Source organism: Legionella septentrionalis (assembly GCF_003989745.1).
Taxonomy (GTDB): Bacteria; Pseudomonadota; Gammaproteobacteria; order Legionellales; family Legionellaceae; genus Legionella_A; species Legionella_A septentrionalis.
Genome location: NZ_RZGS01000010.1, coordinates 66,893 through 79,833 on the forward strand (window position 1 = coordinate 66,893; position 12,941 = coordinate 79,833).

Sequence of the window (12,941 nt, forward strand, 5' to 3'; positions counted from 1 at the left end):
CATAAACTCTCCTGCTCTGATTTTTTAATACGTCGGCATTATTATGAAAAACTTTACCCGCTGTTTCGGCAAAATGAGTTAAACAGTTTTGTCTATAATTTATGTAAGATGGTTATAAAAATTCTATTGTGCTTGGAAGGCTTGATTAAGGATTAATTAAGCGATTACACGGGTAGTATGTATGTCGACGTCACCAACGGGTTTATCATCAAGCAAGGATGTGTCATTGAATGCTTCAATATCCTCTCCTGCTTGGTATATTTCAGCTATGGAGCATCTTGTGCATGTGGTGCAGATGTTGTCGCAAGCCCATGAAATGAATGAATTAAGCGAAATTATCCGCCATGCAGCGCGTGAACTTACGGGGGCGGACGGAGCAACTTTCGTGCTGCGCGATGGGAATCAATGTTTTTACGCAGAAGAAAATGCCATTAGCCCGCTTTGGAAAGGGAAACGCTTCCCTTTGCATGCATGCATCAGCGGTTGGGTAATGCTTAATAGAGAGGCGGCTGTAATTGAAGACATCTATTGCGATCCGCGCATCCCGCAGGATGCTTATCGACCTACATTTGTAAAAAGCTTAGTCATGGTGCCTATTCGCCGCAATTCACCCATTGGTGCTATTGGGAATTATTGGGCTTTGAAAAGAAAACCGTCGGTAGAGGAAGTTCGTATTTTACAAGCCCTGGCTGATACGGCTTCGGTGGCTCTGGAAAACGTCAAATTGTACACGCACTTAAAAACAAGCATGGAAATTATAAAAAAAAGAGAAGCCCGCATCCGGACACAACACAGTACGCTTGAAATTTTTACACGTGCTCTCGCGCATGATCTGAAAGAACCGGTGCGCACCATTAATTCTTTTACGGATATCATCAAGGAGGAGAGCAAACTTACAGGCAAAACTCGTGAATATTTTCAGCTGATTTCAAACGCCAGCCATCGTATGCTGACCTTGATTAATACAGTTTTCCTTTACATACAATTAGACAGCAAGAGTGAGACACCGAAAGAAAACTGCGACATGAATCAAATTGTTCATGAAGTTATTGAAAATTTAGATAATTTAATTAAAGAAAGGGAGGCGCAAATAATTTTCAGCAAATTGCCTTTGGTTAAAGCAAATCATGTTCATATGACTCAGCTTATGCAAAATCTGATAAGCAATGCTATTAGTCACAATGACAGTGAACCCAAAATAGAAATTTTTGCCAAAAAACAATCTCACTATTGGTTATTTCAAGTGAGCGATAACGGGATAGGAATTGATAAAAAAGAAGTTGACAAAATTTTCTTGCCCTTTAAGCGTAATAACCAAAACAGCAAGGGGATTGGCTTGGGTTTATCCATTTGCGAAAAAATTATTGAAGCTCATAATGGAAAAATTTGGTGCTCATCCGAACCCGGGCAGGGCTCGACTTTTTTCTTTACTCTTCCGGCTCTTGCAAAAATTAAGCCCCAAAGTAAAAAAAACGCAATCACTTCCAAGGTATATAAAGCAAGTCGTGATCCGCTTCTGGCTACGATTTTGCTGGTGGATGATTTGCCGGCCGATTTGGAGTTAACGCAACTCATTTTAAAACGCGCAAAAATAAGTTGCAATTTGTTGTTTGCGCAAAGCGGGAAAGAAGCTTTGGATATTATTCGAAAAATACGTGAAAAACACGAGCAGATTGATTTGGTATTATTGGATATCAATATGCCTGGAATGGATGGTTTCGAAGCATTTGCACAAATGCAATTGGATGATGCACTTAAAGATATTGCCGTGGTCATGTGCAGTGGCTCGACTTATGAAAAAGACAAGGAAAGAGCCAAAGCCATGGGAGCTGCAGGCTATGTATTAAAACCTATAGAAAAAGAAAGCCTGGAACAAGTGATTGCCGGCATCCCCAAGCTCAGGTTTTCTGCGACCGAAGATGGTTATCGCATTTATCGGCTTCGTAAATGAACCAGGTCGTGCCAAGTGCCCAACTAAATGCAGATCCCTTCGTGTTTTAATAAAGCCAATTTTAAGGATAAAGCATCTTTATCGCCCATGTAGCCGCCAAAATTATCTTTGCCGATTACGCGATGGCAAGGAATAAAGAGGGTAATAGGGTTTTTTTTGCAAGCTTGTCCCACGGCGCGCGGACTGCTTTGCAAGCTTTGGGCCAGTGCACCATAGCTAAGCGTGCGGCCTACCGGAATGACCAATAAAGCATTCCAAACTCGCTGTTGGTAAGCCGTTCCATGAGGTTTTAGCGTGATTTGGAAGCGATGGTTCGGTTGGTGGAAATAAGCATCCAATTCTTGGGCAATGAGTTCACAGAAGGGGGAGGTGGGGCCGGATTGTATGGTAATTCCTGCCAAGGATGCAGTACGATCTGCCGTTGCGGGATTAATTTCAACAAATACAGCACTATGGATAGCTTGCCCATCGTGCATTATTTCCAAGTTACCAAGAGGTGTATTGAATAGGGAAACGATGGGCATTGTCATATTAATTGTCTTTTTTACCTGATAATTTTTCTTTAATGCGGGCAGCACGACCAGCTAAATTACGCAGATAATAGAGTTTTGCACGACGCACATCACCGCGGCGCTTGACTTGAATGCTGTCGACCAAAGGACTGTAGGTTTGGAAAACACGCTCAACCCCGACATTATGGGAAATTTTGCGCACCGTAAAGGCTGAATTCAAACCACGGTTACGTTTCGCTATTACTACGCCCTCGAAGGCTTGTAAACGCTCGCGGTTACCTTCTTTTACTTTTACCTGAACAACGACGGTATCGCCCGGTCCGAAATCAGGAATGTCTTTGCCTTGCATTTGCTCAGCATTAATTTGGTCAATGATATTGGTCATGATCGCTCCTAAAATTGGCATCCCGCATAACCTAGACGGAATAACCGTGTTCGCGTTGAAATTCTATAAGTAATTGCTTATCCACATCGTTTAAATTTAACTGGTCCAATAAGTCCGGACGTTTTAACCAAGTTCTCCCTAAAGCTTGTTTTTTACGCCATCGTGCAATTTCGTGATGATTGCCGCTTAATAACACATCGGGCACCTTGGCATGATTAACCACTGGGGGCCGAGTATAATGCGGGTAATCCAGCAACCCATGCATGAACGAATCTTGCTGGGCTGAGCCATGGTGTCCCAGACTCCCTGGCAGTAAGCGGGTAATGGCGTCAATAAAAACCATCGCCGCCATCTCGCCGCCGCTCAATACGAAATCGCCTAATGACCATTCTTCCTCGACGCATTCTGTCATGATGCGTTCATCAATGCCTTCATACCGGCCGGCAATAAAAAGAAGAGGCCGTTTTTGAGCTGCCGCTTCATTTAAATCTTTTTGTACAATGCGCCTGCCTTGAGGGCTTAAATAAATTGCTCTACAAGCCGCAGGCATTTGCTGACGTGCATGTACAATGGCCGCATGCAATGGTTCATACATCATAACCATTCCAGGCCCCCCGCCATATGGCTTGTCATCGACTTGCCGGTAAGGCAATTTAGCCCAATCACGGGGATTCCAAACATCAATGTTTACCAACCCATGCTTAATAGCCCGTCCGGTAATCCCATACTGCAGGCTGGCAAACATTTCAGGCAGCAAACTAATAATACCGAAGTGAAACATCTGTTAGAAATCCACGTCCCAATCAACGGTAATGGTTTGCTGCCCTACATCCACGCTAAGCACGAATACATCGAGAACATAAGGAATCAGATATTTTTTTTCACCGACAACGACCAGTACATCATTTGCGCCAGTAGGTAAAATATCAGTAACCTTGCCTAATGAAGCTCCTGCCTGATTTGTAACTTGCATGCCCATTAACTGATGCCAGTAATATTCACCTGGCTTAAGTTCAGGGAGCTGGGCGCGCTTTACAGCAATTTCGGCATTGGTCAACTGTGCCACTTGCTCGCGATCTTCATATCCTTCAATCTTGGCTAGCACCCCATTATGAGTTGTTTCAACCTTTTGCAGTTTCAACATCTGCCATTGATGGTGAATCGATGCATACCATGGCATATAGCTTATAATATTGTCGCGAGGTTCTGTAAACGAGTTGACTCTAACCAACCCTTTCACCCCGTGGGGGCGGCCAAAGCGACCAATGATTACCCAGTCAGCGTCATTCACAATTAAGCTGCAACGTCCGCTTGCCCTTTTTTATTGTATTCTTTGGCCAAAGAGCGCACGCGATCAGACAGTTGCGCACCTACTTTTTGCCAGTATTCTAATTTATCCAGATCCAGATGTAAGCGTACTTCTTGGCCCCGTGCTACGGGATTGAAATAACCAATACGCTCAATGTAATTTCCATCACGGCGTCTGCGGCTGTCCGTTACAACAATATGGTAAAAGGGACGCTTTTTGGCGCCGGCTCGAGATAAACGTATAACGACCATTATTTTCCTCTACTTAGAGTGGTTACGTAAAAATGCCGTGTATTGTACGAAAATTAACTCGGCATGGGAAGGCTTTGCGACATTTATTTAAAATCATCCGGCAATAACCCCTTAAGTCCTGCCATTCCACCCATGCCGCGCATTAATGACTTAATACCGCCAGGCTTAGTGAATTTTTTCATCATTTTTTGCATTTGCTCATATTGCTTTAATAAGCGGTTGACGTCCTGAATTTGTGTGCCTGACCCTTGGGCGATGCGTTTTTTACGTGAACCCACGATAATTTTAGGAATACGCCGCTCCTTCAAAGTCATTGAGTTGATGATGGCAATGGTTTGCGCCATAGCTTTATCATTTACAGCCCCCATTGCCTGCTGCGGGAGTTGGCCAATCCCTGGTAATTTGCTCATCATGGCTGTAACACCACCCATTTGATTCATTTGTAATAATTGTTGTTTAAAATCCTCAAGGTCAAATCCTTTGCCCTTTTTTATTTTTTTAGCAAGTTTTTCACTCGCGGCTTTATCCGTTTTCTTTTGCACTTCCTCAATCAGGCTAAGAATATCTCCCATGCCCAAAATGCGGGAAGCAACACGCTCCGGATGAAAGGGTTCCAGCGCTTCAATTTTTTCACCGCTGCCCATAAATTTAATGGGCTGTCCGGTAATTTGCCGCACAGAAAGCGCTGCTCCGCCGCGAGCATCGCCATCCGTCTTGGTTAAGATAACACCAGTTAAGGGAAGTGCTTCATGAAAAGCCTTTGCTGTATTTGCAGCGTCCTGACCAGTCATGCTGTCTACAACAAATAACGTCTCTGTTGGTTGTACTCCTTGATGCAATGCCTTGATTTCCGACATCATGTCGGCATCGATATGCAAGCGCCCGGCTGTGTCAATGATTAACACATCCATGAATTGCTTCTTCGCATTTTCTAAAGCTCTTGTAGCGATCGCTAGGGGTTGCTCTTTGGGGTCTGCATCCGAAAAGGCCACATCCAATTGTTTTGCAAGCAACTGTAATTGATGAATGGCAGCAGGGCGATAGACGTCGGTACTTGCCAACATCACTTTTTTCTTTTCGGACTCTTTTAAATACAAAGCCAGTTTAGCCGCGCTGGTGGTTTTTCCTGAACCTTGCAAGCCTGCCAGCAAAAAAACAGCAGGGGGTTGGGTTTTGAAATTTAATTCAGCGCGCGTGTCACCCATAGTATGCAGCAACTCGTCATTCACAATTTTAACCAGGGCTTGTTCTGGTTTTAAGCTGGTCATGACTTCTTGCCCAAGAGCTTTTTGCTTCACATGTTCGATAAAATCTTTGACGACTGGAAGCGCAACATCGGCTTCAAGCAGCGACATGCGTACTTCGCGTAAAGCCTGCTGCATATTTTCTTCAGTTAAACGTCCTTGGCCGCTTAAATTTTTAAACGTGCGTGTTAATCGTTCCGTTAAGTTCTCAAACATGTCCGCTCTCTATGGTGAAATTGAAGAATTATAACACAGACTCATAGGCTGCACAGCTTAGCATGTGAACAGCAACCGAGTCGCTCGTGTCTTCCTGACATAGCCAATCTTTATTAAAAACTTGCAGCACCTCATTATTCCTATGATAAGCTTTTTTAATTTCGCTTTACCTAAAGGATAATTGTGCAGCTTTCTTTGGTGGTATTGTTATTAATTTTAGTCTTACTGGTGATTTTTTCCGCTTTTTTTTCGGCATCTGAAATCGGCATGATGTCATTAAATCGTTATCGCTTGCGCCATTTGGTTAAAAAAAAGCATAAACAAGCTATCCGCGTAAACCAGCTTCTTGCCCACCCAGATCGCTTGCTTAGTGTAGTTTTGATTGGCAATACAGTGGCAAATATTATTGCTTCCGTGGTTGCTACTATGATCGGACAACGCTTGTATGGAGAAGCAGGAGTGGCTGCAGCCGCAGTCTTGCTGACTTTAATTATTCTCGTGTTGGCGGAAATGACCCCGAAAACTTTGGCAGCGATTTATCCACAACAAGTGGCTTTTTTATGCTCTCTTCCCTTAATGATCTTGCAAATTTTGCTGGCCCCATTGGTGAATTTAATCAGTTGGATCGCTAACGGCATTTTACGTTTATTTGGTATTTCAATGAACCGGGTGCAAAAAGAAGCACTTTCTGGGGAAGAATTGCGTTCAGTTGTGCATGAGGCAGGCGGATTGCTTCCTATTGAACATAAGAGCATGCTGATAAGTTTGCTGGATTTAGAGCAAGCCCGGGTTGAAGACATTATGGTACCCAAAGCCGATATCGTAGGGATTGATTTAGAACAGCCTTGGTATGAATTACTAGAACAGCTGGAAACTGCTCAACATACACGCTTGCCTATTTACCGCGGGTCTATTGATAATCTTGTTGGCATGATTCACTTACGCAGTGTACTCAACCTGGTTTTGGAAGAGCGGCTGGATATGGAAAGCTTGTTGAAACTGGCGGAGCCGCCTTATTTTATTCCGGAAGCGACGCCATTAAACGTGCAAATTTTAAATTTCCGTAAAATGAAACGGCGCAGTTGTTTTGTGGTGGATGAATATGGTGATTTACAGGGTTTGGTGACAATGGAAGACATCCTTGAAGAAGTCGTTGGCGAATTTACTACGGATATCGCTGCATTAAGCAAAGACATCACACCGCAAAGTGATGGTTCAGTAATCATCGATGCCAGCATAACATTACGTAATTTGCATCGATTGCTGGGCTGGCAATTACCCCCTCTAGGTCCAAGGACACTAAGCGGTTTAATCATTGAACATTTGGGTTACATCCCACCTGCTGACTGTTGTCTCATGATAGAAAATTTCCAAATTGAAGTGCTAAAAGTAGGTGAAAACACCATTAAAAGCGTGCGCATGCAAAAAATTGCGAAGAAGCGCAAATAAAGCATGCTCTAAGTTTTGCCGATTGCTTTATTGTTAATTATTGTGAGCAAGTGCTGCTATTTTCCCCATGCATTTATATCTAAAAATAGATTTAAAATGCATGCAATTCCCCGCCTTGATGAAATTAATATATGCTCATAGAGATTGCATTATATTTTTGCTGAATAAACATCAAAAGGACGACCAATATGAACTTATTTGATTCCAATTGGTTAGTTACTGATGCATCTCGTGCTAAAGCATCGCTTAAATTTGAAATCCGGTGTCTTGAAGTGCGTTTTCATTCATTATTTTTAAACGCAGGCAAAAAAATTGGCAATGAAGAATTGATTTTACTATGCAATACATTGAGCGATTGTTATCAGCGCTATGCACAACTTATTGTCACGAGCAAAGAATTTAGACAATACGCCATACCTATTCCTGCTTGCAATGAATTAGATTGTTACGGGCATATCACGGCACTTAAAACCCAATGGTCTACTATGCAAGAGCTTGCTGCAGAAAAAAAAATTGTGTGGGAGCTGCATAAACAATACCAATGCCTTTTCCTTCTTTTAAAGACGGATGAACGCGCTACTACCCAAAAAGAAGCTGCGGATATGACAGTACTCATCAAGCCTCTGCTGCACGCAAAATCTCCTGACGAATGGTTAAGTGTCATGGTGTATTTAGCTCAGCACCAACATCAACAATTTTTTCCTGATTTCAACTCTTTGTGCAAATTGACTAATCGGCAATTACTGCATATTGCCAATGCATTTAGCCAGCAAGAATATGTAGATGTCATAAATGCAATTTTTTTCTTTAAAATTCAGCCGCAAAAATTATTTGTCTCCAATGTGCACCTGGAAAAATTAGTTTCCATTAAAACCCGGTTATCTTTCCTGTATGAATTTATCGAAAAGCTGCACTTTGGAATTCAGGAAGAGTTTAACAAACGCAAGCTCGGGATAATGCAGGATTATTTATTTCATAGTGAAGAATTACCGCAAGGCATTGCCATTGAAATTAATGATGCATGCCGGGATTTGATCATTGCAACGGTGAAATCCTGGCATATGAATATGAAAATCGCGGCTGAGCATCGAAACCCGGAACAATTAAACGAAATAATTCGTGCTTATAAATTTTGGTTTAACCCAAATCGGCTTATCGATGCCGTGATGCTTTTGAAACAAAATTCGACATCTTTGCATGAAACAAGCTATGCAGAATTCCACCAGCATATGCTCTCGCTTTATCATGAGTTAACCACTACCGATTGTTTGGACTTATATGGTTATTTTGCCAATAAGGACAGCTGTTATTTGATGCGTACCTTATTATCCCTCACGCAAAATACGGAAATTTCCTGGCTGCCTGCGTTAAATGTGGCAGAAAGAAATGCATTACACAGCGTTTATTCTGCTTTGGATTGTGCTATGAACGCTTTACGTGATGAATTGGCAGCGCGCCACATCAGCACCGCACCCTACAAGCGGGATTTGCATGGTAAAAAAATCAATCCTGGCCAGCGCAACCGCAATGCTGTGATTCGAATTATTACTTTATACAGTAAGGATACGGCAGAACCGAATGCAAAGATTGAATTGTTATTTAGCGAACTTGAAAAATTATATTTAACTTCAAGCAGTAATTGCAGTGCTGTTTAAATGCCAGTTATACACATAGCTGTTAATTTGCTGGATGGATTGCAATTGTTGGGATAATGCTGAATGCGCATAATGAGTTAAATGCTGCAATACTCCTTCTTCATCCCCGCCAAAATCTTCGAGGAACCACTCATAAATTTTTGACAAAATAATTTTTCCTTCAATCACTTGTACCCCGCGTAGAGAATTAATGTAGCGAAACGCTGCATCATTTAATTGTTTCTCCAGCAGGTTGGCTTGAAACGCTTGTTTACTCAGGTTGGGGGCGCCAATGGTGCCATTGTTAATGGCATAATGGGTGCGGGGATCATTCCATACAGGGCGTATGATGCGGTTATGGATGTCTTCCAAAGATAATTGCGTGTCATTGATGGTAATTAAATTGGCCCCCCATGGCCCTACACTGAATAAGCCTGGGGAGATATTGATTTCCTGAATACTCGCCACGGGATAATAATGAGCTACGGTTTGTACGGTGAGCGCATTATAAAGGTTTAGCCAGAAAGCCAGTTGTTCATTGCGGTTATAATCAAAAATATCAACTTCCGACATGTGTTTAATGTAGCGTTTTAACAAATCATGATCTGCTTTGGTAAGTTTGGAGTAATTGACTAAATTGATGCCTTCCTGGTTGGTGATTACACAGCAATTCAAGAAATCTTGCCATTCTTTATGGGAAATCGTTTTTTGCGACAAAGGATTATTCATCCCCCACTTGACCCATAAATTTTTATGAAAAGAAGCCATGGCTGTGTGAGTGATTAACAGACAAAAAGCCAAACAAATAAAGCGCATATAGGTAGCCATATATTCCATCATTATGTTACTTATAGGGAGTTAAGCCTAAAGATGTTCAATCATAGCCCGATTGCGTAAAGCACTGCCAATGGTGTTGCCGTCAAGGAATTCCAATTCCCCACCGGAGGGGATACCATGAGCCAGCTGGCTAATTTTAACATCTAGTGGACGCAGTAATTCATTAATAAAATGAATTGTCGTTTGCCCTTCAATCGTAGGACTTAATGCAAAAATAATTTCCTGAATTCGCTCAGCAATAATAAGTTGTTTTAATTTTGGCAAATTAATATCCTCAGGACCTATGCCGTCCAGAGGAGAAATCTTGTTCATCAATACGTAATAATGGCCGTTATAAGCATGGCTTTGTTCAATAGCTAGCACATCGGCAGGAGTTTCTACAATGCAGAGAAGGGACGTATCCCGTTTTGAATCCTGGCATAAAGAACAATGCACCTCGCTGGTATAATTATTGCACCGTTCGCAATTGCGGATATTCTGCATGGCATCTTGCAAGCAAGCTGCCAAATGCAAACCGCGCTGGCGTTGATGTTGCAATAAATAAAATACCATGCGCTGTGCCGATTTGGGTCCCAAACCGGGTAAACAACGCAAGGCATCTACCAGACGAGTTAAAGCATCCATAAGAAATTATTTCTCTTCCTCGCCCATAAAATTAGGGGGAATCTGCAAGCCCTGGGTTAACCTGGCAATTTCTTCTTTCGATTTAACTTCAATCTTACGTACTGCATCGTTGATCGCGGCTGCCAGCAGATCTTCCAACATTTCCGGATCTTCTTCCAATAATGAAGGATTGATTTTGACTTCAAGAACATCATGACGGCCATTCATTTTAATTTTTACCATGCCGCCACCCGCTTCTCCCAGCACCGTTAATGCACTTAATTTTTGTTGAGCATCTTGCATGCGCTGTTGCATTTTTTGTGCTTCTTTCATCAGATTGTTTAGATTTTGATTAATATCCATTAAAACCCCTTAGTTTATTACGTAAGTTATTGGCAATAACCGCCTTGGTTATTTTCATGTTTTATAATTATAGGTCATCTTGCAGTGGAGCAATAGAATTTTTAACCAATTCAGCGGAAAATTCTTGTTGCAATTGGTTAAAAAAAGGATCGTTTTGTAGTGCAGTTTCCGCTTCTTGATATTGTTTCTGCTTTGAAAGCTGTTTTTGTTGTGCAGGCGATGAGTTTACTGCAGCATCGCTGCGCAAATTTAATTTTATTTTTCCCTTATAATACGTGCTTAATGCTTCTTCAATGCGTTTTACCACACTGCCTGTAAATAAAGATTGGTGATTGCTGTCGATGCGCAAAGTAATTCCCTGCTCGGTTTTGCCGATGAATTCAGCATTTTCGGCGGCATTTAACGCAAGACCGGATAGCGCCAATTTAGACAAAACTTCACTCCAGTTTTCGCTTTCGCATGAAGCTACTTCCTTGGTGCCAACAGGGTGAGATTCTTTATTATCATTTACTGCGTAAATTGATGCGGCTGGCTCACGTTCTTCGGTAGACTTTTGCCGCATTTCGGAATGAAAATTCGCCAATTTAACTTCTCTTGCTGGATGTTTCTCTTGAACTTGGTAGGCAAGTGGAGGCGGAGTTGTCATTTTGCGTGCAGGTTTAAACGTAAACATGCGCAGGAGGGTCATTTCAAACCCGATGGCTGGGGTTGGAGCCAAATGAAGTTCTTCCAAGCCTTTCACTGCAATTTGATAAAGCAATTGCGTGTCTTCTGGTGTCAGAATTTGTCCTAAATGTGCAATTTCGCTGATCGGGGAAATAAATTCATTACCTTGAATATGCTGGGTAAGACAAATTTGATGTAAATAGCTTAATAATTCATGCAATACATATTGGAAATTACCACCTTCATCGACAATTTGTTTGCTAATGGCTAAAAGATTTTGTGGGCTCATGTTGACCAGGGCTTTTAATAACTGCAAGGCATAATCATGTTGAGTGTGGCCAAGGATGCTTTTGACGATAGAGGCATCCAAACCACGTTCGCTCGCAGCAATTGCCTGATCAAGCAAGCTAAGCGCATCCCTCATGCTGCCGCGCGCGGCTTTTGCTAAAATGTCCAATGCAGCTTTCTCGAAAGCAATATTTTCATCTTCTAAAATTTGTTGCAAATGTGTACTTATAATGTTTTCTTGCAATGGTTTTAGGTTGAATTGTAAGCAGCGAGACAAGACGGTGATGGGTAATTTTTGCGGATCGGTTGTTGCTAATAAGAATTTTACGTGCGAAGGCGGTTCCTCCAGAGTCTTTAAAAGCGCGTTAAAGCTATGTTGCGATAGCATGTGCACTTCATCGATGAGATAGATTTTAAAGCGACCGCTAGTTGGGGCGTATTGAACATTTTCCAGAATCTCGCGCGTATCTTCAACGCGTGTTTTGGATGCACCGTCAATTTCAATCAAGTCTATGAAGCGGCCTTGCTCAACTGCTGTGCATGCTGCACATTCCAGGCATGGTTCGGCGCTGATTCCTTGCTCGCAGTTTAGAGCTTTGGCAAGCAGGCGGGCCACACTGGTTTTTCCCACGCCACGAGTTCCGGTAAATAAATAAGCATGATGCAATCGCTGTTGTTTGAGCGATTTAATTAGCGATTTATTGATGTGCTCCTGGCCAACCAATTGTGCAAAAGTACGTGGTCGCCATTTACGCGCCAGCGCAATATAGCTCATAGGGATCTACAAATTTGGAGGCAGCCCTAGAAGCCTTACCTTCGCGCACGAATCGATTGCTACCGCTGCTCCCTTCCGGGCCTGACGGGGTTCACAGTCTATCATCGCGAGGGGACCAATAGGGCCACCATAGATGAAAGCGAAGGTTAGCAAAAAAAAAAAAAAATAGCTAGTAGCTATAAGCATAAAGGCAATATGTACCGCCATTTCATGCGTTTGACTTAATTTGTGCTATAAATGAATTTTAGCATATTTAAGGTAGCAAGCAGAATTTAAAAAAACTTTATGAAAATTAACTGCAAATTTTTTCAAAAAGTGTTTGACAAAGGGCGTTAGATGAGTAGAATACGCACCACTGCCTGAGATTGGCGAGTTCCTTAAGAAGATAGAAGACAAACTGTGTGGGCGCTTTGAATAGCGAAGTACATAGAGAAATTGCTAGTAGAGATACTGGCGCC

The 12,941-nt window shown here is 42.2% G+C and carries 13 protein-coding genes and 1 other RNA gene; 3 read left to right on the forward strand and 11 right to left on the reverse strand.

What is annotated here, in order from left to right:
- Positions 1-181 precede the first annotated feature (181 nt).
- Positions 182-1,951: an ATP-binding protein gene (locus ELY11_RS05405; RefSeq protein ID WP_126954240.1), complete on the forward strand. Its 1,770-nt coding sequence runs from the start codon at positions 182-184 to the stop codon at positions 1,949-1,951.
- Positions 1,952-1,974: 23 nt separating this feature from the next.
- Here ELY11_RS05405 and ELY11_RS05410 read toward each other — a convergent pair whose 3' ends face one another.
- The 6 genes from ELY11_RS05410 to ffh all read right to left on the reverse strand — a co-directional run bounded on the left by ELY11_RS05410 (position 1,975) and on the right by ffh (position 5,868).
- Positions 1,975-2,481, reverse strand: a complete 507-nt coding sequence (locus ELY11_RS05410; RefSeq protein ID WP_325049364.1) for a methylated-DNA--[protein]-cysteine S-methyltransferase — start codon at positions 2,479-2,481, stop codon at positions 1,975-1,977.
- Position 2,482: 1 nt separating this feature from the next.
- The gene (rplS, locus tag ELY11_RS05415) at positions 2,483-2,848 is read right to left on the reverse strand and encodes a 50S ribosomal protein L19 (RefSeq protein WP_126954239.1); all 366 of its coding nucleotides are present in this window, start codon (positions 2,846-2,848) and stop codon (positions 2,483-2,485) included.
- Positions 2,849-2,879: 31 nt separating this feature from the next.
- The gene (gene trmD / locus ELY11_RS05420) at positions 2,880-3,629 is read right to left on the reverse strand and encodes a tRNA (guanosine(37)-N1)-methyltransferase TrmD (protein WP_126954238.1); all 750 of its coding nucleotides are present in this window, start codon (positions 3,627-3,629) and stop codon (positions 2,880-2,882) included.
- 3 nt (positions 3,630-3,632) lie between these two features.
- The gene (rimM, locus tag ELY11_RS05425; protein WP_126954237.1) at positions 3,633-4,142 is read right to left on the reverse strand and encodes a ribosome maturation factor RimM; all 510 of its coding nucleotides are present in this window, start codon (positions 4,140-4,142) and stop codon (positions 3,633-3,635) included.
- The gene (gene rpsP, locus ELY11_RS05430) at positions 4,142-4,408 is read right to left on the reverse strand and encodes a 30S ribosomal protein S16 (protein ID WP_126954236.1); all 267 of its coding nucleotides are present in this window, start codon (positions 4,406-4,408) and stop codon (positions 4,142-4,144) included. Before rpsP ends, rimM begins: the two co-directional genes overlap by 1 nt.
- 83 nt (positions 4,409-4,491) lie before the next feature.
- Entirely contained in the window at positions 4,492-5,868 is a 1,377-nt protein-coding gene (gene ffh / locus ELY11_RS05435) for a signal recognition particle protein (RefSeq protein ID WP_126954235.1), read from the reverse strand.
- 183 nt (positions 5,869-6,051) lie between these two features.
- Between ffh and ELY11_RS05440 the strand changes: the two genes are divergently transcribed.
- Both ELY11_RS05440 and ELY11_RS05445 read left to right on the forward strand, forming a co-directional pair.
- Entirely contained in the window at positions 6,052-7,317 is a 1,266-nt protein-coding gene (locus ELY11_RS05440) for an HlyC/CorC family transporter (protein ID WP_127032660.1), read from the forward strand.
- A gap of 188 nt (positions 7,318-7,505) precedes the next feature.
- The gene (locus ELY11_RS05445) at positions 7,506-8,972 is read left to right on the forward strand and encodes a hypothetical protein (RefSeq protein WP_127032661.1); all 1,467 of its coding nucleotides are present in this window, start codon (positions 7,506-7,508) and stop codon (positions 8,970-8,972) included.
- On the opposite strand, the gene ELY11_RS05450 is transcribed toward ELY11_RS05445, so the two are convergent.
- The 5 genes from ELY11_RS05450 to ffs all read right to left on the reverse strand — a co-directional run bounded on the left by ELY11_RS05450 (position 8,946) and on the right by ffs (position 12,604).
- Positions 8,946-9,779: a DUF547 domain-containing protein gene (locus tag ELY11_RS05450; RefSeq protein ID WP_371923177.1), complete on the reverse strand. Its 834-nt coding sequence runs from the start codon at positions 9,777-9,779 to the stop codon at positions 8,946-8,948. The genes ELY11_RS05445 and ELY11_RS05450 overlap by 27 nt on opposite strands.
- A gap of 36 nt (positions 9,780-9,815) precedes the next feature.
- Positions 9,816-10,412 (reverse strand): recombination mediator RecR, encoded by a 597-nt coding sequence (gene recR, locus ELY11_RS05455; RefSeq protein ID WP_127032662.1) that lies wholly within the window; start codon positions 10,410-10,412, stop codon positions 9,816-9,818.
- A gap of 6 nt (positions 10,413-10,418) precedes the next feature.
- A complete protein-coding gene (locus ELY11_RS05460) occupies positions 10,419-10,754 on the reverse strand; it encodes a YbaB/EbfC family nucleoid-associated protein (RefSeq protein ID WP_126954231.1) in 336 nt (111 codons plus the stop codon).
- Between the two features lie 67 nt (positions 10,755-10,821).
- Complete coding sequence (dnaX, locus tag ELY11_RS05465) at positions 10,822-12,483, reverse strand: DNA polymerase III subunit gamma/tau (RefSeq protein WP_127032663.1); 1,662 nt, start codon at positions 12,481-12,483, stop codon at positions 10,822-10,824.
- Positions 12,484-12,507: 24 nt separating this feature from the next.
- Positions 12,508-12,604: signal recognition particle sRNA small type (gene ffs, locus ELY11_RS05470), an RNA gene on the reverse strand.
- Positions 12,605-12,941: the final 337 nt, after the last annotated feature.

Excerpts from the sequence above, each read along its gene's own strand:
- ELY11_RS05405 (WP_126954240.1), top strand. The coding sequence starts at position 182 with ATGTCGACGTCACCAACGGGTTTATCATCAAGCAAGGATGTGTCATTG.
- ELY11_RS05410 (WP_325049364.1), bottom strand. The coding sequence starts at position 2,481 with ATGACAATGCCCATCGTTTCCCTATTCAATACACCTCTTGGTAACTTG.
- rplS (WP_126954239.1), bottom strand. The coding sequence starts at position 2,848 with ATGACCAATATCATTGACCAAATTAATGCTGAGCAAATGCAAGGCAAA.
- trmD (WP_126954238.1), bottom strand. The coding sequence starts at position 3,629 with ATGTTTCACTTCGGTATTATTAGTTTGCTGCCTGAAATGTTTGCCAGC.
- rpsP (WP_126954236.1), bottom strand. The coding sequence starts at position 4,408 with ATGGTCGTTATACGTTTATCTCGAGCCGGCGCCAAAAAGCGTCCCTTT.
- ffh (WP_126954235.1), bottom strand. The coding sequence starts at position 5,868 with ATGTTTGAGAACTTAACGGAACGATTAACACGCACGTTTAAAAATTTA.
- ELY11_RS05445 (WP_127032661.1), top strand. The coding sequence starts at position 7,506 with ATGAACTTATTTGATTCCAATTGGTTAGTTACTGATGCATCTCGTGCT.
- ELY11_RS05450 (WP_371923177.1), bottom strand. The coding sequence starts at position 9,779 with ATGGCTACCTATATGCGCTTTATTTGTTTGGCTTTTTGTCTGTTAATC.
- recR (WP_127032662.1), bottom strand. The coding sequence starts at position 10,412 with ATGGATGCTTTAACTCGTCTGGTAGATGCCTTGCGTTGTTTACCCGGT.
- ELY11_RS05460 (WP_126954231.1), bottom strand. The coding sequence starts at position 10,754 with ATGGATATTAATCAAAATCTAAACAATCTGATGAAAGAAGCACAAAAA.
- dnaX (WP_127032663.1), bottom strand. The coding sequence starts at position 12,483 with ATGAGCTATATTGCGCTGGCGCGTAAATGGCGACCACGTACTTTTGCA.